The sequence below is a fragment of the Mycoplana rhizolycopersici genome (assembly GCF_013378445.1).
Lineage (GTDB): Bacteria > Pseudomonadota > Alphaproteobacteria > Rhizobiales > Rhizobiaceae > Mycoplana > Mycoplana rhizolycopersici.
On record NZ_JABXYK010000005.1, the window covers coordinates 230992 to 253568 of the forward strand.

Below are 22577 nucleotides of genomic sequence, written 5' to 3' on the forward strand. Positions count from 1 at the left end.
GCTTACTCGTTCCCCGCCGGATCCCGCAGGCGCTCGGCGGCGCGTTCGCCGTTGAGCTCGCTGGCGCGCGCCGCCAGCCGGTCGAGCGTGCGGCGCAGCGCCTTCGCCTCGTCCTGCTGCGCCTCGATCCAGTCGCGCAGCATCTGCTGCTCGTTGCGCATGTTCTTCACCAGCCCCTGAATGCCTTCGGCAAGGCTTGCCATCGCCGCGGTGGAGCGGCTGTGGCCGCCTTCGTGCGACAGTTTCAGGATCTGCTCGGCAAGCGCCTTGATGTCCGCCTGATCGCCGCCCGCAGAAATCGCGGCAGGAGACAGTTCGGAGGAAACGTCGGTCACCGACGACAGCCAGTTCTCAAGCTCCATATAGAAGCGGTTCTGCGCGCGGCCCGCCTGCAGGTCGAGGAAGCCGAGGATCAGCGAGCCGGAAAGACCGAAGAGCGAGGTGGAAAACGCAGTCCCCATGCCCGAGAGCGGCGCGGACAGCCCTTCCTTCAAGGCGCTCAGCACGTCGTTCGCCGTGCCTGCGCCTGCGTCCAGCGACTGGATGACCGTGTTGATGGAGCCGATGGTCCCGAGCAGCCCCCAGAAGGTGCCGAGCAGGCCGAGAAAGACGAGGAGGCCGATCAGGTAGCGCGAGGTGTCGCGCGATTCGTCCAGTCGCGTCGCGATCGAATCGAGGATGGAACGCAGGGCGCTGGCCGACAGCGCGATCGAATGATGCCGTCCGATCAGGGCGCGCATCGGCGCGAGCAGAACGGGATCACGCCCGACCTTCTCCGCACTGCCCGCCGCACGAAAGGAATTGAACCAGCGCACCTCCGGCCGCAGCGACAGCACATGGCTGAACACCAAAAGGATGCCGATGAGCAGGACGCCGAGAATCAGCCCGTTGAGGCCCGGATTACTGACGAAGGCCGCATGCGCCTGGCGAAACAGGATCGCGCCGACGAAGCCGACGATGATCAGGAAGATGACCATCGTCCAGAAAAACGGCATGGGGCTAGACAGCTTGTGGGGATAGTCTTCCCCGGTCTCGGCCGGCCCCTCCCAACCCGACAGCGCCAGCTTTGCCATGGGACTCGCTTCTCCTGCTCTCACTTTGCGTGGAGCCTAGAGGAAGATTGCGCCGAATTGAAGGGCCGAATTTCGGTGCGCGTCCATTGACTTGCGCCAGAAGGACGACGCATCGCGCCGTAGAAATGCGGGTAGATCCCGCAGCGGACGGCTGCGGGAGAGATCCGTCCCCTAGCGGGTCGGCACAGGCCGATGAACGACTTCGGCCAGCGCCTTGTGGATATATTCGTTGCCCGCGACCAGCGTACCGGTCTCCAGCATCGCGTTGCCGCCTTCGAGATCGCTGACGAAGCCGCCGGCCTCGCGGATGAGCAGGATGCCCGCCGCGATGTCCCATTCGGCAAGGCCGCGCTCCCACATGCCGTCGAAGCGACCTGCTGCGACATAGGCGAGATCGAGCGAGGCCGCACCCATCCGGCGGATGCCTGCGACTTCGCCCATCACGTGGCGAAGCTCGATCAGAAACTTGCCGTGGTTGCCGCGGCCGAGATGCGGGACACCGCAGCTGATAACGCTGTCGGACAGTTCCTTGCGGGCGGCGACGCGCAGGCGGCGATCGTTGAGGAAGGCCCCACCGCCCTTCTCAGCCGTGTAGAGTTCGTCCGTCGCCGGATTGAGAACCACGGCCGCGACGATCTCGCCGTTGCGCTCCAGCGCGATGGAGGAGGCGAAGCACGGAATGCCGTGCAGGAAATTGGTCGTGCCGTCCAGCGGATCGACAATCCAGCGATGGGCGCCGTCGGTGCCCTTGATCTCCTCGCCCTCCTCGCCGAGAAAGCCATAGGTCGGCCGCGCCTTCATCAATTCCTCGCGGATCAGCTTCTCCGCCTTGCGGTCGGCCTGCGAGACGTAATCGCCCGGCCCCTTGAGGGAAACCTGCAGGTTTTGCACTTCGCCGAAATCGCGCGAGAGCGATTTGCCGGCCTTGAAGGCGGCCTGGACCATCACGTTGAGTAGAGCTGAGCGAGCCATCGGGGCTTGTCCTTGTCAGTTTGTCGGCGGGCAAACGCGGTCGGTGCCACGGCCGGCGGAATTTTTCGTGTCAGTCGGCGCGGCGAAGATAGGTGATTTCGTTGGTATCGACGAGAATGCGCTCACCCGCCTCGATGAAGGGCGGCACAAGCACGCGCACCCCGTTCTCCAGGATCGCCGGCTTGTAGGAAGAGGCCGCCGTCTGCCCCTTGATCACCGGGTCGGCTTCCGCGACCGAAAGCACCACCTGATCGGGCAGCGAAACGCCGATCGGCTTTTCGTCATAGAGCTGGACCGTCACCATCATGCCATCCTGCAGGAATGCGGCGCGATCGCCAACGAATTCCTTCTGCAGTTCGAGCTGGTCGTAGGAGTCGACATCCATGAACACCAGTCCATCGCCCTGCTCGAACAGGAACTGGAAGTCCTTCTTCTCCAGTTCGACGCGCTCGACCGTCTCCGAAGAGCGGAAACGCTCATTGAGCTTGGTGCCGTCCATCAGGTTCTTCAATTCGACCTGGTTGAACGCCCCGCCCTTGCCTGGCTTGACCGTGTTGCACTTCACCGCCGCCCACAGGCCGCCATTGTGCTCGATAAGATTGCCCGGCTTGATTTCACTGCCGCTGATTTTCATGAGAATTCCGTAGAGGTTTTAGCGGTTCCGCGCGGCCTGACCGGCCGGGAACCAAGTTTGCGGCCTCAAGACCACAATTCCCTTCAAAGTTCAAGTCTCCGCCGCAGGAACGCAGCCATTCACCTGACGCAGGGCTACACCGCAAGGCGCCGCCGTCAGCGCACGCGGAACTTGTTGGCAGCCGAGATCGCGGCCTTCTGCTGCTCGTCGGTCAGGCCGAGATAGAAATCCTCCAGCCCGGCATCGTTGAGGCCGGCGCGGCGCGAGAGCACGAACCACTTGGCCGCCTCGACCGGATCGGGCCGGGTTCCCAGCGCATTGATGTAGAGGTAGGCGAGGCGGTTCTGGGCGACGACGTTGCCGCCCTCGGCCGCACGTTTCAGCCACCGGAAGCCCGCGTCGTAGTCCCTGTCCCCGGCAACGCCGTTGACGAGCCAGATGCCGAGGTCGAGCTGAGCAGTGTCGTAGCCGGCGCGGGCGGCCCGCAGCAGCCACTCGCGCGCCCGGCCCGTCTTCTCCGGCGGCAGGCCCTGGAGGTTGCTGTAGAGCTGCGAAAGCGCGTATTGCGCATCCGCGATCCCCTGTTCGGCCGACTTCTCATAATAGGCCATGGCCGCGCGCAGCCCCTTTTCGCCGGGCGTGTCGGCGACGAGCATCTGGCCGTAGTTGAACTGGGCAGAAGGGTTTCCGGCATCCGCCGCCTTCTTCATGTACTCGTCGGCCTTCTTGCGGTCGCGTTCGACCTGGCGGCCATCCATCAAAAGCAGGGCGTATTTGAACATGCCGGCGGGATCCCCGCCCTCGGCCGACTGCTTGTACCAGAAGGCGGCCTGCTTGCGGTCGCGTTTCACGCCGAGCCCCTGCTCGAAGAGTTCGGCGACGAGCGTCTGCGCGGCCGCATCCCCGCTTTGCGCGCGTGGAAGCGCCAGCTCCATTGCCGTCAGGTAGAAGCCGCGCTGGAACGCGCCATAGGCATCGTCCACCTTTCCGGTGAAGGCCTTTTCAGCCGGCAGATCGGGAAGCGGCGCACCCATGCGGTCGAGCACGCCGAGACCCGACGACGGCGTCAGCAGTTCCTTCTGCTGGCCGCCTGCAGCAGCCGCGCCTGAAGGCGCGATCTTGCCGAGCGCATCTCCGGCTTCGGCAGGATCGAGCAGTCGCGAGGTGCGCCCGGGCTCAGCCGGCCCGTCTAGTCCGGCATTGTGGTCTTCGGCTTCGACCGGCTTCTGCGCCTGGCTGCCTTCTCCGGAGGAGGGATTGGGCTGTCCGGCGACGCCGGGCAATGCGGGTGCTCCGCCCGTCGCCCCCTGGCCGGTGCCCTTTGTTTCGGGGACGGTCGCGTCAGGGACGGTGGCATTCGGCTGGGCGGCGGTGGGCTTCTGCGTGTCCTGGGCGCGCGCAAGCGGCATCGCTGCACCAAGCGCGCAAAGCAATGCTGTAGTCAGTCGCAGCGACCTGTGATCGAAAGCCCTTGTCATGCGAACGCCTTTAATCTTCGAACCGTGGCGCTTTTTCGTCAAGCAACGCGTTGACGGATGCGACCACCTGCGCGGCATTGGCCGGTTCGTCGAAGACTGCCCGGCACAGCGCTGCGAATTCCGCGCCGGTTTCGGCAACGGCAAGTGCGGACTGCGGATCCGTACCGCCCATGACGATGCAGGGCACCTCGATCATCGAGGCCCACCATTCGGCGAGCGCAAGGTTCTTCGGATGCGCTTCCGGCTTGATGTCGCCGTCGAACTTGCCGAAGAAGATGTAATCGGGGGCGAGATCGCCGATTTCGAGTGCCGCATGCCGCTCCTTGGCGCCGCCTGCGCCGACGATCAGCTTCGGCGAGAATTTCTCGATCGCTTCGCCGATCGCCTCAAGCCCGCCGGCGATATGGATGCCGTCGGCCTTGGCACGGCCCGCGACGCGCGTATCGCCCGCGATCAAAGCTGCAGCACCCGCCTGCTGGATGACAGGCACAATTGCCTCGGCATGCTTCTGGAACAGGCCGTCCTCCAGGCCGTACTGCGGCAGGATCACGGACGCGACGTCGCCGCCGCGCAGCGCATCCTCCACCATGGCCTTGCGAGCTTCGATGTCCTCGCCCTCGGGGACGATCAGCACGAGGCGGCAGCGGTTGTCGGTTCCAGTCATCGCAGTTCCATTTCTTCCCGTTCCGTCGCGATCGGCGGACTGCCCCTCGCAATATTCAAACAAAGCCGATAGACGGGTTGCATCACAGGATCAATCACCCTCCATGCCCATCGACCCCAGCATCTACCTCGCCGCGATCCCTGCCGTCATGCTGGTCGGACTGACTAAGGGTGGAATGGGCGAGGCGCTGGCGCTGATGGGCGTACCCATCCTTGCCATGGTGGTCCCGCCCGTGCAAGCGGCGGCCATCCTGCTGCCGATCCTCGTCGTCAGCGACATCGTATCGCTGTGGATCTGGCGCCATCACAACGACCGCAAAACGCTGCTCTATCTTCTGCCGGGAGGCCTCTTCGGCGTGGCGCTGGGCTGGGCCACCTCGGCCTATGTCCCGCGCGATGCGCTCCGCCTGATCATCGGCGCCATCACCGTTTTCTTTGCGCTTCGCTTCTTCTACAACCAGTGGCGCATCCGTCGCGGCCTCGTCATTCCGGCAAAGCCGCAGCGGGTCGGGCCCGCCGCCTTCTTCGGCACGCTCTCCGGCTATGGCAGCTTCGTCGCGCACGCCGGTGGGGCGCCCTACCAGGTATATGCGCTGCCGTTGAAGCTGTCGCCGCGCGACTATACCGGCGCCGCCGTGCGCTACTTCGCCACGCTGAATGCGGTAAAGCTCGTGCCCTATTTCGCCCTCGGCCAACTCGATACGAGGAACCTGACGGTTTCGGCCACGCTCATGCCGCTCGCCATGGCGATGACAGCGCTCGGCGGCTTCATCGTCAAGCGCATGAAGCCCGACGTCTTCTATCCGTTCATGTACGGAATGGCGTTCGTGGCCGGGCTCAAGCTCGTCCACGACGGCATCGCCGCGTTTCTCTAGCAGCACAAAATCCGTCGGATCGTCATGCGTTTTCCCGCCGCGCGCAAGCCGGAGGACATGGCTCGACAGAGGCCTGCGGCAGCGCACAAAACACTTGCCGATTTTGTTGCGATGCCATAGCTTTTTCGCATGGTGACGCCGGATCCCTTTGCCGCAATTGCCGACCCGAACCGCCGGTTTCTGCTGGAGGAACTCCGACGCGCGCCGAAGACGGTCAACGAACTGTCCCAGGGACTTCCGATCAGCCGGCCGGCCGTATCGCAGCACCTCAAGGCCCTGCTGGAATGCAATCTGGTGAGCGTCACGGCCAAGGGTACGCACCGCATCTATGCCATCAATTCTGCGGGCTTCAACAGGCTGAACTTCTGGCTCGACCAGTTCTGGAACTGATCCGGCGCAAATTTCCCGGCAGACCGGCCGAAGCCAAAAAAAAGCCCCGGCCAATCGAATAGCCGGGACATAAGTCTGTTATTTCAAATATTTCGACTCGCATCGCCACTTGAGTGGCGGGGAGCAAACTCCCAAAGTCAAATCCTCGTGGAAATACCTGTCCGATCAATTCACGGACGATCGAATCCTCTCGATCTCATCCTTGATGCGCAGCTTCCGCCGCTTGATGTCCGCAATGGTCTCGTCCTCGTAAGACGGCCGGGTCATTGCTTCGTGAAGCTCTTCCTCGAGGGCGAAGTGCTTCTTTTCAAGCGTGGCAAGATGAGCCTCAATCGACATGCGACAGTTCCTTCCCTTTTGTTGACCCCCGAACGCTGCCGCGTGCGGCGGCCAAGGTTGCAACATTCAAAGTCTGCCACGCTATTTTTCATTTGTCGAAGGCGAAATCGTGGCCAAGGATAACTTCCCGAGCGCTGGCCTTTTATGATAGGAGCAGCCTTGCTGAACACGAATGGACGGCATGGACCGCCATCGGTAGGGGACGGGGAATTGAAGAGAATGGCAGACCAGGAACAGGCGGAATTGCGATTGGCGATCGCCAGGCTTCGGCAGGAACACGAAGACTATGATGCCGCCATCAATGCCATGATCCAGGTCGGCTGCGATGCCTTGCGGGTGCAGCGGATGAAAAAGAAGAAGCTCGTGATCAAGGACAAGATCTCCAAGATCGAGGACCAGATCATTCCCGATATCATCGCCTGAAACGGAAAGCGAAGTTGAAGACACCTCAGACGCCACCCGTCGCCATCGTCATGGGCAGTCAGTCCGACTGGGAGACGATGAAGAACGCTGCCGACACTCTCGACGCGCTTGAGGTCGACTATGAGGCACGCATCGTTTCGGCCCATCGTACGCCCGACCGGCTTTACGAATTCGCCAAGACAGCCCGCGCCGAAGGCTTCGAGATCATCATCGCCGGAGCCGGTGGCGCAGCACACCTGCCGGGCATGATCGCAGCACTGACCTCGCTTCCGGTCTTCGGCGTGCCGGTCCAGTCGAAGGCGCTTTCAGGACAGGACAGCCTGCTTTCAATCGTCCAGATGCCCGCCGGCATTCCCGTCGGCACGCTGGCGATCGGCAAGGCCGGCGCAGTGAACGCGGCACTGCTCGCCGCCGCCGTGCTTGCATTGTCCGATCCGGAACTGGCATTGCGGCTTGACGAATGGCGCGAGAACCAGAGCGCATCGGTCGCCGACTATCCGGTGGATGGCCCGCTATGAGCGTTTCCACGATCGGCATCGTCGGCGGCGGCCAGCTCGGCCGAATGCTCGCAATGGCAGCCGCACGCCTCGGCATCCGCACCGTCATTCTCGAACCGCAGGCCGACTGCCCGGCCGCCCAGGTCGCCAACAGCCAGATCGTCGCGGCTTACGACGATCCCGCAGCTCTCGCCGCACTCGCTGAGCGCTGTGACGTCGTCACCTACGAATTCGAGAACGTGCCCGTCGCCGCAGCGGCACAGCTTGCGCAATCGGTTGCCGTGTTCCCGCCGCCCAAGGCGCTGGAGGTCTCTCAGGACCGCCTTGTCGAAAAGCGCTTCATCAACGAGTGCGGCATCGCCACAGCTCCTTTCGAAGCCATCGACAGCCAGGAAGATCTCGATGCCGCCCTCGAGGCGTTCGGCGGGATCGGCGTGCTGAAGACGCGACGCCTGGGCTATGACGGCAAGGGCCAGCGGGTGTTCCGCTCCCCCGCCGAAAGTCGCGCCGGCGCCTTCGAGGCACTGGGCTCGGTTCCGCAGATCCTGGAAGGACTGATCGCGTTCGAGCGCGAGATCTCCATCATCGCAGCCCGGGCGGCCGACGGCACGATCGTCTGCTACGACCCCGCCGAAAACGTCCACCGCAACGGCATTCTCCACACCTCGACCGTTCCGGCGGCGATCAACGAGGCGACGGCCGACCAGGCGCGGCGTGCGGCGCGCGCCATCCTCGACAAGCTGGGCTATGTCGGCGTCATCGGCGTCGAGTTCTTCGCCCTCGCCGATGGCCAGCTGCTTGCCAACGAGATGGCGCCGCGCGTTCACAATTCCGGTCACTGGACGGAAGCGGCCTGCGTGATATCGCAGTTCGAGCAGCACATCCGCGCCGTCGCAGGCCTGTCGCTGGGTGATCCGCGCCGCCATTCCGATTGCCGGATGCAGAACCTGATCGGCGACGATATCGCCGACGTGCCCGCATGGCTCAACACGCCCGACGTGCTCGTCCACCTCTATGGCAAGACCGAAGCACGGCCGGGCCGCAAGATGGGCCACGTGACGGAATTGCTCTGACCGGCGCGTGCGCAAAAGGTGGAAATCACGCTTCGCGCACCGCAAAACACCGCCGAACGGTTGACAGCAACCGGATGAACGGATACACGAACGCCAACCTGAAAGCGCGCCCGAAACGGCGCGTTTTTAATTGACAAGATTTTAGGGCGGATTCATTTCCTCCCCAGCATCGCGGATCAGAAACATGAAGATCAAGAATTCGCTCAAGTCTCTCAAGACCCGCCACCGCGAAAACCGTCTGGTTCGCCGCAAGGGCCGCGTCTACATCATCAACAAGCAGAACCCGCGCTTCAAGGCCCGCCAGGGCTGAGCGCATCACTTTCGCACGGCGAAAGTTATCGGTTTGCATTCGAGCGCATGCGGAGTAGCATATCCGCATGCGCTCGAATTTTGTTTATGCCGCCCTCATTGCCATGGCCGCCCTGCCCGGCCCCGCCTTTGCGCAAGGCGCCAATTCAGCGGCCGTAACGGAGAATGCAGCCGGCAACCAGTCCCAGGATGCCAGCCCATCGCAGCGCCTGAACACGCTTTTCAGTCAACTGAAGCACGAAGGCAATGCCGAGAAGGCAAAGGCGATCTCGGAGACGATTCGCCTGCAATGGCGCGATTCGGGCAGCCCCACCGTCAATCTCCTCATGTTGCAGGCCGACAAGGCCGTGGCCGACAACAAGGACATGGTCGCCTTCGACTATCTCGACGAGGTCATCCAGCTCGATCCGCATTATGTCGAGGGGTGGAACCAGCGAGCGACGCTGAACTTCAAGCTCGGCAATTTCAAGAAGTCGATGTCGGATATCAATCGCGTGCTGGCGCTTGAGCCGCGGCACTTCGGCGCCATCGCCGGCATGGCGACGATTCTCACCAACTACGGGCGTGACGAACTCGCCATGGAAGCGTGGCAGCGCTTCCTCGACATCTATCCGGCAGAGCGGCGTGCCCAGAAGGCGCTCGGCGACATCGCCGACAAGCTGGCCGGCAGCCGCACCTGATCCTTCTGCACGGCCGCATCTCGGCGCCATCGCCGTTCATCGCAGGCATTTCGCAGCGGGGCCCCGACGACCCCTCCCAAAACGCAACAAGGCGAACCGAAGCCCGCCTTGCCGAAATGTTGCAACCGTCGCTTATGCGCCGGCTCAGATGCCGCTGGCGCCATCAGAACCGATATAGGCGATGCGCAGCATGTTGGTCGCACCGGGCGTCCCAAGCGGCACGCCGGCCGAAATAATGACCCGGTCGCCCGGCTTGCCGAAGCCTTCGCTGACGGTGATGCGGCAGGCGCGGTTGACCATGTCGTCGAGATCTTCCGCATCACCGGTGACGACGCAGTGCAGGCCCCAGACGACCGACAGGCGGCGAGCCGTTTCGATGATCGGCGACAGCGCCAGGACGGGCACGGACGGCCGCTCGCGCGCAGCGCGCAGGCCTGTGGTGCCGGAGGAGGTGTAGCAGACGATCGCCGACAGGTTCAGCGTTTCGGCGATCTGCCGCGCCGCCAGCGAGATCGCATCGGCGCCGGTCGCTTCCGGCGGCGTGCGCTGCGCATTGATGATGCCCGGATAGTTTGGGTCGCGCTCGACCTGGCTTGCGACCTTCCCCATGGTGGCAACGGCCTCGACCGGATAGTCGCCGGACGCCGATTCGGCCGAGAGCATGATCGCATCGGCGCCTTCGAAGACGGCGGTCGCGACGTCGGACACTTCGGCGCGCGTCGGAACCGGTGCGGTGATCATCGATTCCAGCATCTGCGTCGCAACGACCACCGGCTTGCCGGCGCGACGGCAGGCACGGATTAACTGCTTCTGCAGGCCGGGCACCGTCTCGAGCGGCATCTCGACGCCCAGATCGCCGCGGGCGACCATCAGCGCGTCGGAAAGCTCGATGATCTCGTCGATGCGCTCGATCGCCTGCGGCTTCTCGATCTTCGACATCAGGCCGACGCGGCCGCGGGCGACCTTGCGGACTTCGGCCAGATCCTCGGGACGCTGGATGAAGGATAGCGCGACCCAGTCGACGCTGCCGGTAGCCAGCACGGCGTCGAGGTCGGCACGGTCCTTCCCGGTCAGCGCGCCGACGCCCAGAAGCGTATCGGGCAAGCTGACGCCCTTGCGGTCGGAAATCTTCGTACCGGCGACGACCTTGCAGACGATCTTCTTGCCGTCGGACTTTTCAGCGAGCAGATGCAGCTTGCCGTCGTCGATCAGCAGGCGGTGACCCGGCTTGACGGCTTCGAGGATTTCGGGATGCGGCAGGAACACGCGCGTGGCGTCGCCCGGCTCGTCATTGCTGTCGAGGGTGAAAGTCTGGCCCGGGGAAAGGTCGGCCTTGCCGTCCTTGAATTTTCCGACGCGGAGCTTCGGTCCCTGCAGGTCGGCAAGAATGCCGATCGGCCGGCCACAGCGCGCCTCTACCGAACGGATCCTGCTAATCAGCGTGCGCATCACGTCATGGCTGGCATGGCTCATGTTGATACGGAAGAGGTCGGCCCCCGCTTCGTGCAACTTCTGGATCATCTCTTCCTCGGCGGAAGCCGGGCCGAGGGTTGCAAGGATCTTTACTCTTCTGTTCCGCTTCATCAGTTCTGGCTTTCCTGCGTACCGGGAGTGTCGGACAGCTGGACCATCCAGCTGCCCTGACGGCCGGTGTCATATTCCTTGAAACCCATGCGCTGGAACCCGCGGGCGAAGCAGTCCTGCACACCTTCGATCTTGAACTCGTTTTCGGCCACGCACATGTTGACGTCGCCGGTCCACCGACCGCCGCGTGCGGCGTCTTCCGCGTACAGGTAGTAGTAGCGCGACTGCAGCTCGCCTTCGATCAGCGTGGCGCAGGTGGTTGCCGGGATCTGCCACCAGCCTTCCGTCATCCACCCCTCGGTGGCGCGGTAGCCGATGGCAACGCCGACCAGGTTCTGTGTGCCGTTGCAGACACGGAAGTCGGCGCGCGCAGAGCCTGGGGACGTCAGGGTGAAAAAGGCCGCGGCAGCGCACAATCCAAGGAAGGAAAGGCCGGACGCCGGACGGAACGGGCGGGAGCGTGAAGGAATTGACACGGTTTCCAATGGAACTCCGTTGATTTGGTCACGCGCTTTCTTGCGACGGCGGGCGTCGAATGTCAACGCAACTCTAATCGATTACAGGACGAACTGCGGCGCGGATACACCGAGAAAGCGAAGACATGATGGCGGCTTGCGGTCGGCGTCGTGCCGTGCGATCTAGCGGCAGATCGAGCAGCAAGAGTTGGCATGGAAACGGACGTCACCGACGACAGCCCCTTCGAGATCATCGACGGCGATGCGAGCATCGGGCTCGTGCTGCTGGCCGATCACGCCACCAACCGCGTCCCCGCCCGATACCATCGCCTCGGCCTGCCCGAGAGCGCCTTCGAACGACATATCGCCTACGACATCGGCATCGAGGGATTGACGCGGGCGCTGGCGGCACGTCTCGGCGTACCCGCCGTCATGAGCCGCTTCTCCCGCCTGCTGATCGACCCCAACCGGGGCGAGGACGACCCGACGCTGGTCATGCGCATTTCCGACGGAGCGATCGTGCCCGGCAATCACCCGATCACCCCCGAGGAATGGCAGCATCGGCTGCTCACCTATCATCGGCCCTATCACCACGCGGTCTCCGAAACGATCGGCAGGATCGCCGAGACAGGCGGCCGCGCACCGCTGGTCATTTCGCTTCATTCCTTCACGCCATACTGGAAGGGCGTGCCGCGGCCCTGGCACATCACCGTGCTCTGGGACAGCGACCACCGCGCCGTCCATCCGCTGCTTTCGGCCCTGGGCGCCCTGCCCGGCGTCACTACCGCCAGCAACGAGCCCTATGACGGGGCGCTGCGCGGCGACACGATGTTCCGCCACTGCATGACGGCGGGTATCCCGCACGCACTCATCGAGGTGCGGCAGGACGAGATCGGCAACGCCAGCGGCATCGAGCACTGGACGAACAGGCTTGCCCCGATCCTTGAAGACTTGAACGCCATCGATAGCCTTCACACCTATCAGACATTCGCCTCGCGCACCGGGCCTTACTGAGCGACGGCACGGACAATCGGGCAGTCGGGATACCCCCCGGCCTCGCCCCCGCCCTCGACGGAGAAACGAAGATGGACCACCTGACCGACGAACAGCGCACCGCGTTTGAGGCCGCAGCCTTCCGGCGGCTGGTCTCGCACCTGCGCGAACGCAGCGACGTGCAGAACATCGACCTGATGAACCTTGCCGGCTTTTGCCGAAACTGCCTGTCGAACTGGTATCGGGAAGCTGCCAACGAAGCGGGCGTCGCTCTCGACAAGGAGCAGTCGCGCGAGATCGTCTACGGCATGCCATATGAGACATGGCGCGATCTGCACCAGAAGGAGGCGTCGGCCGAGCAGAAGGCCGCCTTCGAGACCAACCGCCCGCACGAGTGACGCGCCCCGATACGGCGTCTCGGCCGCCCTGCGGGATCGTCGCGAATGGTCAACCGGCCATTCGCCGGCAGCGGGCGCAATGGGCACAGGAAGGCGAAAAACACAGCCTCACGCCGGATAGGTCTTGATCTCGTCCAAACTTCACGGCAGACCACGGCATCACATTTCCTACATTTCCCCAAACGAGGAGAAGACCATGTCCGATGCTCACGGCGTCGCCCGCGACCAGCTTCGTGCTTTCATTGAGCGGATCGAGCGCCTGGAAGAAGAAAAGAAGACCATCGCCGACGACATCAAGGACGTCTATGGCGAGGCCAAGGGCGTCGGCTTCGACACCAAGATCCTGCGCAAGGTCATCCAGATCCGAAAGCAGGACAAGGACGAACGCATGGAGCAGGAAGCGATCCTCGACACCTATCTCCAGGCGCTCGGCATGATCGAACTGCCGCCGGATGCCGAATAAGCACCGCCCACCTGAAAGGCTCCCGTTTCTCCTTGCCACCAGTGCGGTAGCTTGGAGATCGGCATCCTGAAGCATGTCGAAAAAATGCGCTGCTGTTTTCCGACAACAACATGCGCAAAACAAAGATCTAAGCGCATCCGAACGGCCTGAAATAGCAGTTCGGACGCGCCTTTCGGCCAGGCCGGCCGGCATCCCGCGCACCCGGCCTCAGGATCCCCCGGACAACGCCCGATAGAATGGCAGAATATGGTCTGCGGTCAGCGAGGCCATTGCCACCGGCCCGGGGTCGAACGGCGAGATCCATCTCACCTCCTCGATTTCACCCGATGGCCGGAAGTCCGTGCGCTGCGTCCTGACAAGGAAGACATGTGCAAGAACGAGGCGGCCGGGCTCGTTCAACGCTTCGGCGGTGAACTCCCCGAGCGCCTCGCAGCTTCCATGTTCGGGATCAAAGCCGATCTCTTCCTGCAATTCGCGCATCAAGGCAGCCTGTGGCGTTTCGCCAGGTTCGATCTTCCCGCCCGGCTGCATGAAAGCCTGAACGCCCCGCTTGCGTACCAGAAGCGTCCGCCCGTCCGGCCGAACCAGAAGCGCGGCGGCTATGCGAATAGTTCCGAACATTTCCAAACCAATCTCATGACAAAGCATCAACCAAAGGCGCAACGATAGAGGCAAGCGCCCCGTGGGCCAAATCGTATCGACCGTCTCTCAGCGAGGAGCGGATATGCGCCCACGCCTCGTGCTGGCTCCACACGAACGATAAGGACCCGCGACAGATGGATCATGCAGAACGACAAAGCCCGCGGAACGCGTCCCGCGGGCTTTGTCGGATCGGTGTGTCGAATGTCAGTTGGTGTCGGAGAACTTCCGCACTTCCATGAAATTCACGGCAGTGCCGCTGAACCGGCCGGGATCGACACCGGCCGTCTCCGGCTGGAACCCGACCTTGTAGACCGTGGTCGGCGCCTCGCGCATCGAACGGCTGACGAAGCGGGGAGCCTTGACCGGCTTGTTCAGCGTTTCGACCCGAGCCTGCGTCAGGGCCCACTGCGAAATGATCTTCTGGTTCAGCTTCGGCTCGGTGCGGATCGCGCCGCGTGCGGCCGCATCCGCATCCTGCTTCTTCGGCCGGCTGCCCTTCAGCGGGATCTCGCTCGGAGCGACGTCGAAGGCGGTCAAAGCCTCACGCGAAGCGCTGGTCGGGCGCGGCACGAGCGCTGCCAGTTGCACCGGCTCGTCGCTCCCAAAGTCGTCGCTCGGCGCGGCAAGCGCCACGCGGGTCGCAGCTTCGGCCGACAGTCCGTCTTCACGCTCGGCTTCGGCGACCGCGGCGACCTTCGCCTTGCCGTTCTGGTCGGGGATGCCGACATCGGCTTCGGCAACGGCCAGAAGGGCGGCGTCATCGCCCGGACGCGAGCCGGGAATCGGAACGAGTCCGAGGTTCTCGTCGACGGAGGCCGTCATCAGGCCCTCCTGCGCCTCGCCGGGTAGCGGACGCTTGCCGAGCAGTTCGGGCACAGGAACCTTGTAGCCGGCGAGATCGGCGAAGTCACCCTGCGGCACTGCCGGAACCGGTGCCGCCTGCGAGGCCGCATCCGGCAAGGCCGCATTGAGAGCGGCTGCGGCATTGTTCGTCGAAGGCGACACGAGTGCCAGTTCGGAGGCCGCCGGCGCGTTGTTCGTCTCGCGGAAGGCCGGGCGCACCAGCGGCACCGGCGCATTCAGCTCGGCCACTTCGGTCTCCGTCACGACCGGCTTCGCATCAGGTGTGGCGGTTTGTGTCTGCGGAGCACCGACACCCGGAAGCGCCTCACGCTCGGCGGGAACTGCGGACGCGGCTGCCGGCCTCGTCTGTTCCAACGGCTCGGCGCTGGCGATTGCAGTGGGTTCTTCGTCTTCATCCCCGCCGGCGCCGAAGAGGGCTGCGAAGAAGTTCTTGCGCTTTTCGCCGCCAGCCTTCTGATCTGCCGAACCGCCGCCGGCGACCTGTACGGCATTGGCACCCACGCGACGCTTGTAGTCGGCCACGGCCTGCTCGAAGCCGGGCAGCGGCTTGCCGTCGGACGGCAGGTGCATGGTCTTTCCGTTGGGGAAGAGCGAGACCAGTTCCTGGCGGCTCATGCGCGGCCAGGCACGAACGCTGCCGACGTCCATATGCACGAACGGAGAGCCGGAACTCGGATAATAGCCGACGCCGCCCACTTCGAATTTCATCCCGATCTCGCGAAGCTTCTTCAGCTTCACGTCCGGTATATAGAAGTCCATCGCCTTGCCGAGCATGTGCTGGCTCTTCTTGGCGACGCCCTTCGAGCGCGACCGCAGCATCGAGTTGGTGGCCGGCGAACGATAGGCGGAAACGACGTGGATATAGCCGCGCGAACCGCTCTTCTGGTAGACTTCCCAGACGAGGTCGAACAGACGCGGGTCCATTTTCGTCGGTTCGTTGCGGCGCCAGTCGCGCAGGAAACGGTTGAGCTGCTGGAGGCCCTTCTGATCGTAGCGGCCGTTGCGCTTGAAGACGATCTCGGCCTTCTCATTGGTATGGACGTAATACAGCTTGAGCGAGCGGGTGCCGGAAGCGGCGTCGGTCGCCGATGGAACCAGGGCCGGAACGACGAGCGAAACGGCCATGGCTGCGATGGTCAGAACCTTGGGTGCTTTTTCGAGCGCTGCTTTGCACAAAGCAAGCGCGCTGGCTCCCCGGAGCGTCATCGATCCAATAATATTTGCCAACTCTATCCCCGTCCTACGGACAAAAGGTGTCCCTGATCAGTTCAGATGACGACCAATTGCGGTAACAGCATGGCAAATCCGCCACAGTCGCCAATACAATCCCCTTATAGTGAACGATCCACTAACAAGCGGTGAACGGCAACCGCAAAATCACGGGGAGCCTGAAAAATCAACTGAAATCAGGCGACTTCCTTCTGCGGATTGTCTGGATCGATGCCATAATCCTTCAGTTTTCTATAGAGCGTCGAGCGTCCGATGCCCAATTTTCGGGCAACCTGGCTCATCTGGCCATGATAGAATTTCAGGGCAAAACGGATCAATTCCTCTTCCACGTCCGCAAGACGACGCACCTGGCCACCCCGGTCGAGGCTGGAAATGGCGTTGTCGGGCTGGCCGGCATCTGCTGATTCGGCTGCCTCATGCCTGCGGAAATTGGGATAGACGGCAGGCAGACCTGTCTCGGACGACGGCGAGGAGACCGCCGGTGCGCTGTCCACGTCCCAGGAAACCCGCCCCTCCGGCGAGATGGCGTGCCCCGGCACCTGCGTCGCGATCTGCGGGAAGTCGGATGTATGCAGTTCCGACCCCTGCGCGAGTACGACCGCACGGAAGATAGCATTTTCGAGCTGGCGAATGTTGCCCGGCCAGTCGAACGCGGTCAGAAGCGCCATCGCTGCCGACGACACCGACAGCGGCGTTGCAAGCTTCTGCTCGCCGGCGAAACGCTCGACGAACGAGCGCACCAGGACGGGAATGTCTTCCTTGCGCCTGCGCAGCGCCGGGATCGTGATCGGGAAGACGTTGAGGCGATAGTAGAGGTCCTCGCGGAACCGGCCTTCCTTGACCTCGGTGATCAGATCCTTGTTGGTCGCCGAGATCAGCCGGACATTGACCTTCTGCGGCGAGCGCGCGCCGACCGTCTCGATTTCGCCCTGCTGGACGGCGCGCAGGAGCTTCACCTGCACCTCCAGCGGCAGGTCGCCGATCTCGTCGAGGAAGATCGTACCGCCGTCCGCCTCGGCGAACTTGCCGATATGGCGTTCGGTCGCGCCGGTGAACGCGCCCTTTTCATGGCCGAACAGGATGCTTTCGACGAGGTTGTGCGGGATCGCGCCGCAGTTGACGGTCACGAACGGCTTATTCGCCCGGTCGCTGGCCGACTGGATGGCGCGCGCGATCATCTCCTTGCCGACGCCAGACTCGCCTTCGATGACGACGGGGATGTTGGATTGCGCCGCCCGACGCCCGAGTTCGATAACCCGCAGCATCTCGGGGCTCGCCGAAACGATGTCGTCGAACTGGACGGATTCGCCGCGGCCGCGACGCGTGCTGCGACCGCGATGGTCGCGCTGCTCGAGCTTCAGCGCATTGTCGATCGCGACACCGAGGCGCTCCGGCGAGACCGGCTTGACGACGAAATCGAACGCGCCGGCGCGCATGGCGTTGACGACCGTTTCCAGCCCGCCCTGCCCGGTCTGGACGACGACGGGGATGGTGATCTCGCGCTCCGACAGCGCATCGAGAAAGGCGGTGCCGTTCATTTCCGGCATCATCAGGTCGAGCAGGATGACGCTGATGAGACCACCCTTGCGGTCGAGAACCTCAAGGCCTTGACGGCCGTTTTCGGCCATGTGCGAGACATGGCCGTTGCGTTCGATCATGTTCTTCAGAAGCCTGCGCTGGACAGGATCGTCATCGATGACAAGAATGTGGGCCGTCATTGGTACATCTCCTTGCCCTCCACGCATCATGCGCGGAGTTGGCACAACAATACCGTTCGACCTTGGCACGAAGGGTTGAACATGCCGTTTTGAGAAAGGCTTGCATTTTAACCAATGACGTCGCAAGCAAAGCCGCCCCACAGCATCACGTACGAGGTTAGCCGATGTCGCCTTTCAGAACTTCGCCCGCCATCCACCATGCGACGGCTGCAGCCGGCGCGATCACCGGCGATCTCGGCGACCTGCCGGAATGGAACCTCGCCCATCTCTACCCATCCCCGTCCGCGCCGGAGTTCGCAGCCGACCTCAAGCGCGGCACCGACGATGCGCTGGCGTTCGAGGCGAAGTGGAAGGGCAAGCTCGATGACGCCGCCGGCAAGACCGGCGCCGAAGGGATCGGCGCAGCCGTGAGGGAATTCGAGGCGCTGGACGATCTCCTCGGCCGCATCTCCTCCTTCGCCGGCCTGACCTACTTCTCCAACACGACCGACCCGGCCAACGGCAAGCTCTACGGCGACGTCCAGGCGAAGATCACCGACATCTCCTCGCATCTTCTGTTTTTCCCCTTGGAACTGAACAGGATAGATGACGCGCGCCTGGCCGGGTGCCTGGAGAATGATGCGCTCGCTGCCCACTACCGCCCGTGGATCGAGGACCTGCGCAAGGAGAAGCCGCACCAGCTCGACGACCGCACCGAACAGCTGTTCCTCGAAAAGTCGATGACCGGTGCCGCCGCCTGGAACCGGCTTTTCGACGAGACGATGGCCTCGCTGCGCTACACGATCGACGGCGAGGAAGTGCCGCTGGAAGTCGCGCTCAACCTGCTGCAGGACGCCGACGGCGAAACCCGCCACAAGGCGGCAATGGCGCTGGCCAAGACCTTCGGCGACAACATCCGAACCTTCACTCTCATCACAAACACGCTGGCCAAGGACAAGGAAATCTCCGACCGCTGGCGCGGCTTCGATGACATCGCCGACAGCCGGCACCTGGCGAACCGGGTCGAGCGGGAGGTGGTCGACGCGCTCGCTGCCGCCGTGCGCGAGGCCTATCCGCGCCTGTCACACCGCTACTACGCGATGAAGGCCAGATGGCTCGGAATGGAACAGCTGGAATTCTGGGACCGCAACGCGCCGTTGCCGGAGACCCAGAACACGCTGATCCCCTGGAGCGACGCGAAGGAGACGGTGCTTTCGGCCTACGGCGCGTTTGCCCCGGAAATGGCCGCGATCGCGGGCCGCTTCTTCGACGAGCAATGGATCGATGCGCCCGTCCGCCCGGGCAAGGCACCCGGCGCCTTCGCCCATCCGACCGTGCCCTCGGCCCATCCCTATGTGCTTGTCAACTACATGGGCAAGCCGCGCGACGTGATGACGCTCGCCCATGAGCTGGGCCACGGCGTGCATCAGGTGCTCGCCGGCGGCCAGGGCGCGCTGATGGCCTCGACGCCACTGACGCTCGCCGAGACCGCGTCCGTCTTCGGTGAGATGCTGACCTTCCGCTCGCTCCTCGACCAGACCAAGGACAAGCGTGAGCGCAAGGCGATGCTCGCCCAGAAGGTCGAGGACATGATCAACACGGTCGTGCGGCAGATCGCCTTCTACGAATTCGAGCGCAAGGTGCACACCGCCCGCAAGGAGGGCGAGCTGACCGCCGAGCAGATCGGCGAGCTGTGGCTTTCCGTCCAGGCCGACAGCCTCGGCCCGGCGATCCGGATTTCCGAAGGTTACGAGACCTTCTGGGCCTATATCCCCCACTTCATCCATTCGCCGTTCTACGTCTATGCCTATGCCTTCGGCGACTGCCTGGTGAACTCCCTCTATGCCGTCTACCAGCAGGCCGAAGGCGGCTTCCAGGAGAAGTATTTCGAGATGCTCAAAGCCGGCGGAACGAAGCACCACTCCGAGTTGCTGCGCCCGTTCGGGCTCGACGCCGCCGATCCGTCGTTCTGGAGCAAGGGCCTGTCGATGATCGAAGGGCTCATCGACGAACTGGAGGCGCTTGATAAGGGCGCCTGAAACACTGCTTCGAAAGCCACAGACATGACCGATCCACAGCGCTACGTGCTTCTGCGGGACGACCGCGAGGACCGGACCACGGTCTTCGCCGATCCGCAGCACATGGTGACTGTGCGCAAGCGGGCGGACTTCGAACAGGCCTTCTGGACGCTGCAGGCCGCCCACGATGACGGCAAATGGATCGCCGGCTTCATGAGCTACGAGGCCGGGCACCTTTTCGAAGCCAAGCTCGCCCCCTTCGCAGAGGACGATCGCCCGACGCCGCTGATGAGCTTCGGCATCTTCGACGCGCCGGCATCGGATCACCCGCTTGCAACCCCGCGGCAGCGCGTTGAGAACGAGCCCTTCCTCACCGAAGCTGCGGCCGGATGGGACCTCGAGGCCTACCGTAGCCGTTTCGACCGGCTGCACCGCCACCTGCGGGAAGGCGACTGTTACCAGGCGAACCTGACGATGCCGATCCGGGCCCGCTGGAACGGCGATCCCGTTGCCGCCTTCTGGTCGCTGATCGAGCGCCAGCCGGTGAAATACGGCGCGTTGGTATCGCTCGACGGGCCGATCCTCCTGTCCCGTTCGCCGGAGCTCTTCTTCCGTGTCGACGCCGACGGTTGGATCGAGACGCATCCGATGAAGGGCACGGCCCCGCGTGGCGCGAACGCGGCCGAGGACGCCGAAATCGTCGCCGCCATGCTGGCCGATCCGAAGTCGCAGGCAGAAAACCGCATGATCGTCGACCTGCTGCGCAACGACATCTCGCGCGTGACCGAGGTGGGCACGCTGGAGGTGCCGAAGCTCTTTGCGATCGAGACCTACCCGACCGTCCACCAGATGGTGAGCCATGTCCGGGCGAAGCTCGTCCCTGGCACGCCGCTTCGCGACATCTTCGCTGCCCTCTTCCCGTGCGGCTCCATTACGGGCGCCCCGAAAATGCGGGCCATGGAGATCCTGCACGATCTCGAAGCCGGTCCGCGCGATGCCTATTGCGGCGCGATCGGCGTCATCGCCCCGGATGGAACGATGCAGTTCAACGTGGCGATCCGCACGGTGTCGCTGTTTGCCGATGGCAAGGCCGTCTTCAATGTCGGCGGCGGCATCGTCTTCGATTCGACCGCAGAGGCAGAATACGAGGAATGCCTGCTGAAGGCGCGCTTTGCGGTGGGGGACCAATGGATATCTCGCTGATCGAGACGCTACGCTTTGAACCCGAATCCGGCTTCGTCCGGCTGGAGCGGCATCTGGCAAGGCTTGCAGCCTCGGCGGAAGCACTGGGCCTCGCAAACGCCGACCGCGCCGCGCAAGCACTCGCGGATGCCGTCTCCCCTAAGCCGAAAACGCCGTTGCGCGTCCGGCTCGAACTGTTTGCCGACGGACGCATCGAGGTGAAGACCGCCCCGTTCGCACCGCTTCCGAGGGACGCGGTCTGGACGGTAAAGATCGGCCGCACCAGGCTCGCATCCGCCGATCCGCTGCTTCGCCACAAGACGTCCCGCCGCGCCGCCTACGAGGCGGCGCGGGCCGAATTTGCGGCAGGCGAAGCCGACGAGGTCATTCTTCTGAACGAGCATGGCGAGATCTGCGAGGGCACCATCACCTCGATCTTCCTGGACGACGGTTCCGGCATCCTCCGAACGCCTCCCTTGTCCTGCGGCCTGCTGGCCGGCGTGCTGCGCGCGGAACTGCTCGAGAGCGGTCACGCTCACGAAGCGCGCCTGCGTCCCGAAGACCTGCACGGCCACACCTTCTTCATGGGCAATTCGCTCCGCGGGCTGATACCGGCGATCTTGGCATGACCCGTCCCGCCTATACGCCCTATGACGGCTCCGCCCGGCTCTTCACCATCGGGCTCGGCCAGCTGGATCCGGATCGCTGGATAGAGCCGGACGACGAACTCGATCGCTATCTCGCCGAGAAGGATCGCGTGCTTGCCGCCCATCGTGACCACGTCTTCGTCGAGGAGGAGGATACGAGGCCGGCGCAGGCGGAGGTGCTGCAGCTCGTCAGCGAGTTCGTCACCCGCAGGCACCCGGAGCGTTACCGCAGGCAGGGCGATGACATCGAGGTGTCGACGCGGCGGATTGCGCTCGGCGATGCCGGCACGGCACCGCTCCTGAGGGCCGGAGCGCTGGTGCAGGACGATCTCGTCATCATGCGCCGACGCGAAAGTGGCTGGCACCTCGTTGCCGGCTATGTCTCTTTCCCTTCATCCTGGTCGCTGCCGGAGAAGTTCGGCCGGCGGATGGAGGACATCCACGCCCCGGTTCCGGGCTTCGGCGAGGGAAGCCGCAATGCCGCGCTGATCAACCGCATGTTCGACAATCTGCAGCCCGATCGCCCCGTCCTGCGCTTCAACTGGTCGATCAATCCCGACGCCGATCTTTACTATCCCGCGTCCAAGGCCCATGGGGCGCTGCCCGACGGTCATGAACTGTCCCTCGATACCACCTTCGCCCGCGTGGAGCGGCAGACCGTGCGGCGACTGCCCGTGTCGGGCGACATTCTCTTCACGATCCGCATCTACAACGATCCGCTCGCCGCCGTTCGCACACTGCATAACGCCGCCGAAGTTGCCGCGACCTTCGCCGACCAGTTGGAAGAACTCACGGACACGCAGGCCGCCTACAAGGGCCTGGTTGACAAGCGCGCCAAACTTGCTCGCAAGTTGCGGGCGATTGCAGCCCGTTGACAATTTCGGCGTGGTGATTTTGCCCACTTTATTGTGACGGCATTCTATGCTCTAGGCTTTTGCCGACTAATAAAGGGCCGGTTGGCCCTCTTTTTGCGAAACCGGGACGCTTTCCCGTAAGGA

Annotated in this window: 25 protein-coding genes; 14 read left to right on the plus strand and 11 right to left on the minus strand. The window is 63.7% G+C overall.

Going from position 1 to position 22577, the window contains the following annotated elements; genetic code table 11:
* Positions 1-2: 2 nt before the first annotated feature.
* From HV823_RS10425 to HV823_RS10445, 5 genes are all read right to left on the minus strand, one after another.
* Positions 3-1073 carry a MotA/TolQ/ExbB proton channel family protein gene (locus tag HV823_RS10425; RefSeq protein ID WP_176949652.1) on the minus strand — a complete coding sequence of 357 codons (1071 nt, stop codon included), beginning with the start codon at positions 1071-1073 and terminating at the stop codon, positions 3-5.
* A 171-nt stretch (positions 1074-1244) separates the two neighbouring features.
* A complete protein-coding gene (locus tag HV823_RS10430) occupies positions 1245-2045 on the minus strand; it encodes an inositol monophosphatase family protein (protein WP_176949653.1) in 801 nt (266 codons plus the stop codon).
* Positions 2046-2115: 70 nt separating this feature from the next.
* Entirely contained in the window at positions 2116-2679 is a 564-nt protein-coding gene (gene efp, locus HV823_RS10435; RefSeq protein ID WP_176949654.1) for an elongation factor P, read from the minus strand.
* Positions 2680-2834: 155 nt separating this feature from the next.
* Positions 2835-4157 (minus strand): tetratricopeptide repeat protein, encoded by a 1323-nt coding sequence (locus HV823_RS10440; protein ID WP_246301089.1) that lies wholly within the window; start codon positions 4155-4157, stop codon positions 2835-2837.
* A gap of 10 nt (positions 4158-4167) precedes the next feature.
* On the minus strand, positions 4168-4821 hold the full coding sequence (locus HV823_RS10445) for a thiamine phosphate synthase (RefSeq protein WP_176949655.1): 654 nt from the start codon (positions 4819-4821) through the stop codon (positions 4168-4170).
* A gap of 103 nt (positions 4822-4924) precedes the next feature.
* Between HV823_RS10445 and HV823_RS10450 the strand changes: the two genes are divergently transcribed.
* Positions 4925-5695 carry a sulfite exporter TauE/SafE family protein gene (locus HV823_RS10450; protein ID WP_176949656.1) on the plus strand — a complete coding sequence of 257 codons (771 nt, stop codon included), beginning with the start codon at positions 4925-4927 and terminating at the stop codon, positions 5693-5695.
* 129 nt (positions 5696-5824) lie between these two features.
* Entirely contained in the window at positions 5825-6085 is a 261-nt protein-coding gene (locus HV823_RS10455; RefSeq protein WP_176949657.1) for an ArsR/SmtB family transcription factor, read from the plus strand.
* Between the two features lie 165 nt (positions 6086-6250).
* On the opposite strand, the gene HV823_RS10460 is transcribed toward HV823_RS10455, so the two are convergent.
* Positions 6251-6424, minus strand: coding sequence for a YdcH family protein (locus HV823_RS10460; protein WP_176949658.1), 174 nt, complete (start codon positions 6422-6424; stop codon positions 6251-6253).
* Between the two features lie 219 nt (positions 6425-6643).
* On the opposite strand from HV823_RS10460, the gene HV823_RS10465 reads away from it, so the two are divergent.
* The 5 genes from HV823_RS10465 (at position 6644) to HV823_RS10485 (ending at position 9406) form a co-directional block, all read left to right on the plus strand.
* The gene (locus tag HV823_RS10465) at positions 6644-6847 is read left to right on the plus strand and encodes a YdcH family protein (RefSeq protein ID WP_097137258.1); all 204 of its coding nucleotides are present in this window, start codon (positions 6644-6646) and stop codon (positions 6845-6847) included.
* A 50-nt stretch (positions 6848-6897) separates the two neighbouring features.
* Complete coding sequence (purE, locus tag HV823_RS10470; protein ID WP_176949759.1) at positions 6898-7365, plus strand: 5-(carboxyamino)imidazole ribonucleotide mutase; 468 nt, start codon at positions 6898-6900, stop codon at positions 7363-7365.
* Positions 7362-8417 carry a 5-(carboxyamino)imidazole ribonucleotide synthase gene (locus tag HV823_RS10475; protein ID WP_176949659.1) on the plus strand — a complete coding sequence of 352 codons (1056 nt, stop codon included), beginning with the start codon at positions 7362-7364 and terminating at the stop codon, positions 8415-8417. The genes purE and HV823_RS10475 overlap by 4 nt, the downstream gene beginning before the upstream one ends.
* A gap of 184 nt (positions 8418-8601) precedes the next feature.
* Positions 8602-8727, plus strand: coding sequence for a type B 50S ribosomal protein L36 (gene ykgO / locus HV823_RS10480; protein ID WP_065998194.1), 126 nt, complete (start codon positions 8602-8604; stop codon positions 8725-8727).
* Positions 8728-8794: 67 nt separating this feature from the next.
* Positions 8795-9406 (plus strand): tetratricopeptide repeat protein, encoded by a 612-nt coding sequence (locus HV823_RS10485; RefSeq protein ID WP_210270756.1) that lies wholly within the window; start codon positions 8795-8797, stop codon positions 9404-9406.
* Between the two features lie 144 nt (positions 9407-9550).
* Here HV823_RS10485 and pyk read toward each other — a convergent pair whose 3' ends face one another.
* Both pyk and HV823_RS10495 read right to left on the minus strand, forming a co-directional pair.
* Positions 9551-10990, minus strand: a complete 1440-nt coding sequence (gene pyk, locus HV823_RS10490; RefSeq protein ID WP_176949660.1) for a pyruvate kinase — start codon at positions 10988-10990, stop codon at positions 9551-9553.
* Positions 10990-11406 carry a DUF1036 domain-containing protein gene (locus HV823_RS10495; protein ID WP_176949761.1) on the minus strand — a complete coding sequence of 139 codons (417 nt, stop codon included), beginning with the start codon at positions 11404-11406 and terminating at the stop codon, positions 10990-10992. Before HV823_RS10495 ends, pyk begins: the two co-directional genes overlap by 1 nt.
* Positions 11407-11658: 252 nt before the next feature.
* On the opposite strand from HV823_RS10495, the gene HV823_RS10500 reads away from it, so the two are divergent.
* The 3 genes from HV823_RS10500 to HV823_RS10510 all read left to right on the plus strand — a co-directional run bounded on the left by HV823_RS10500 (position 11659) and on the right by HV823_RS10510 (position 13299).
* Positions 11659-12459 (plus strand): N-formylglutamate amidohydrolase, encoded by an 801-nt coding sequence (locus tag HV823_RS10500; RefSeq protein ID WP_176949661.1) that lies wholly within the window; start codon positions 11659-11661, stop codon positions 12457-12459.
* Positions 12460-12530: 71 nt separating this feature from the next.
* Entirely contained in the window at positions 12531-12836 is a 306-nt protein-coding gene (locus HV823_RS10505; RefSeq protein WP_176949662.1) for a DUF1244 domain-containing protein, read from the plus strand.
* A 196-nt stretch (positions 12837-13032) separates the two neighbouring features.
* Positions 13033-13299: a DUF2312 domain-containing protein gene (locus tag HV823_RS10510; RefSeq protein ID WP_097137244.1), complete on the plus strand. Its 267-nt coding sequence runs from the start codon at positions 13033-13035 to the stop codon at positions 13297-13299.
* Between the two features lie 207 nt (positions 13300-13506).
* On the opposite strand, the gene HV823_RS10515 is transcribed toward HV823_RS10510, so the two are convergent.
* The 3 genes from HV823_RS10515 to HV823_RS10525 all read right to left on the minus strand — a co-directional run bounded on the left by HV823_RS10515 (position 13507) and on the right by HV823_RS10525 (position 17753).
* On the minus strand, positions 13507-13920 hold the full coding sequence (locus HV823_RS10515; RefSeq protein WP_176949663.1) for an NUDIX hydrolase: 414 nt from the start codon (positions 13918-13920) through the stop codon (positions 13507-13509).
* Positions 13921-14145: 225 nt separating this feature from the next.
* Entirely contained in the window at positions 14146-16011 is a 1866-nt protein-coding gene (gene mepK, locus HV823_RS10520) for a peptidoglycan L,D-endopeptidase MepK (protein ID WP_176949762.1), read from the minus strand.
* A 200-nt stretch (positions 16012-16211) separates the two neighbouring features.
* The gene (locus HV823_RS10525; protein WP_176949664.1) at positions 16212-17753 is read right to left on the minus strand and encodes a sigma-54-dependent transcriptional regulator; all 1542 of its coding nucleotides are present in this window, start codon (positions 17751-17753) and stop codon (positions 16212-16214) included.
* Between the two features lie 164 nt (positions 17754-17917).
* Here HV823_RS10525 and HV823_RS10530 point away from each other — a divergent pair, with 164 nt between their 5' ends.
* Genes HV823_RS10530 through HV823_RS10545 form a run of 4 tightly spaced genes read left to right on the plus strand, consistent with a single transcriptional unit; the run spans position 17918 to position 22454 of the window.
* The gene (locus tag HV823_RS10530; protein ID WP_176949665.1) at positions 17918-19771 is read left to right on the plus strand and encodes a M3 family oligoendopeptidase; all 1854 of its coding nucleotides are present in this window, start codon (positions 17918-17920) and stop codon (positions 19769-19771) included.
* 24 nt (positions 19772-19795) lie between these two features.
* The gene (locus tag HV823_RS10535; protein WP_176949666.1) at positions 19796-20953 is read left to right on the plus strand and encodes an aminodeoxychorismate synthase component I; all 1158 of its coding nucleotides are present in this window, start codon (positions 19796-19798) and stop codon (positions 20951-20953) included.
* A complete protein-coding gene (locus tag HV823_RS10540) occupies positions 20938-21561 on the plus strand; it encodes an aminotransferase class IV family protein (protein WP_246301091.1) in 624 nt (207 codons plus the stop codon). The genes HV823_RS10535 and HV823_RS10540 overlap by 16 nt, the downstream gene beginning before the upstream one ends.
* Positions 21558-22454 carry a heme-dependent oxidative N-demethylase family protein gene (locus HV823_RS10545; RefSeq protein ID WP_176949668.1) on the plus strand — a complete coding sequence of 299 codons (897 nt, stop codon included), beginning with the start codon at positions 21558-21560 and terminating at the stop codon, positions 22452-22454. Before HV823_RS10540 ends, HV823_RS10545 begins: the two co-directional genes overlap by 4 nt.
* Positions 22455-22577 lie beyond the last annotated feature (123 nt).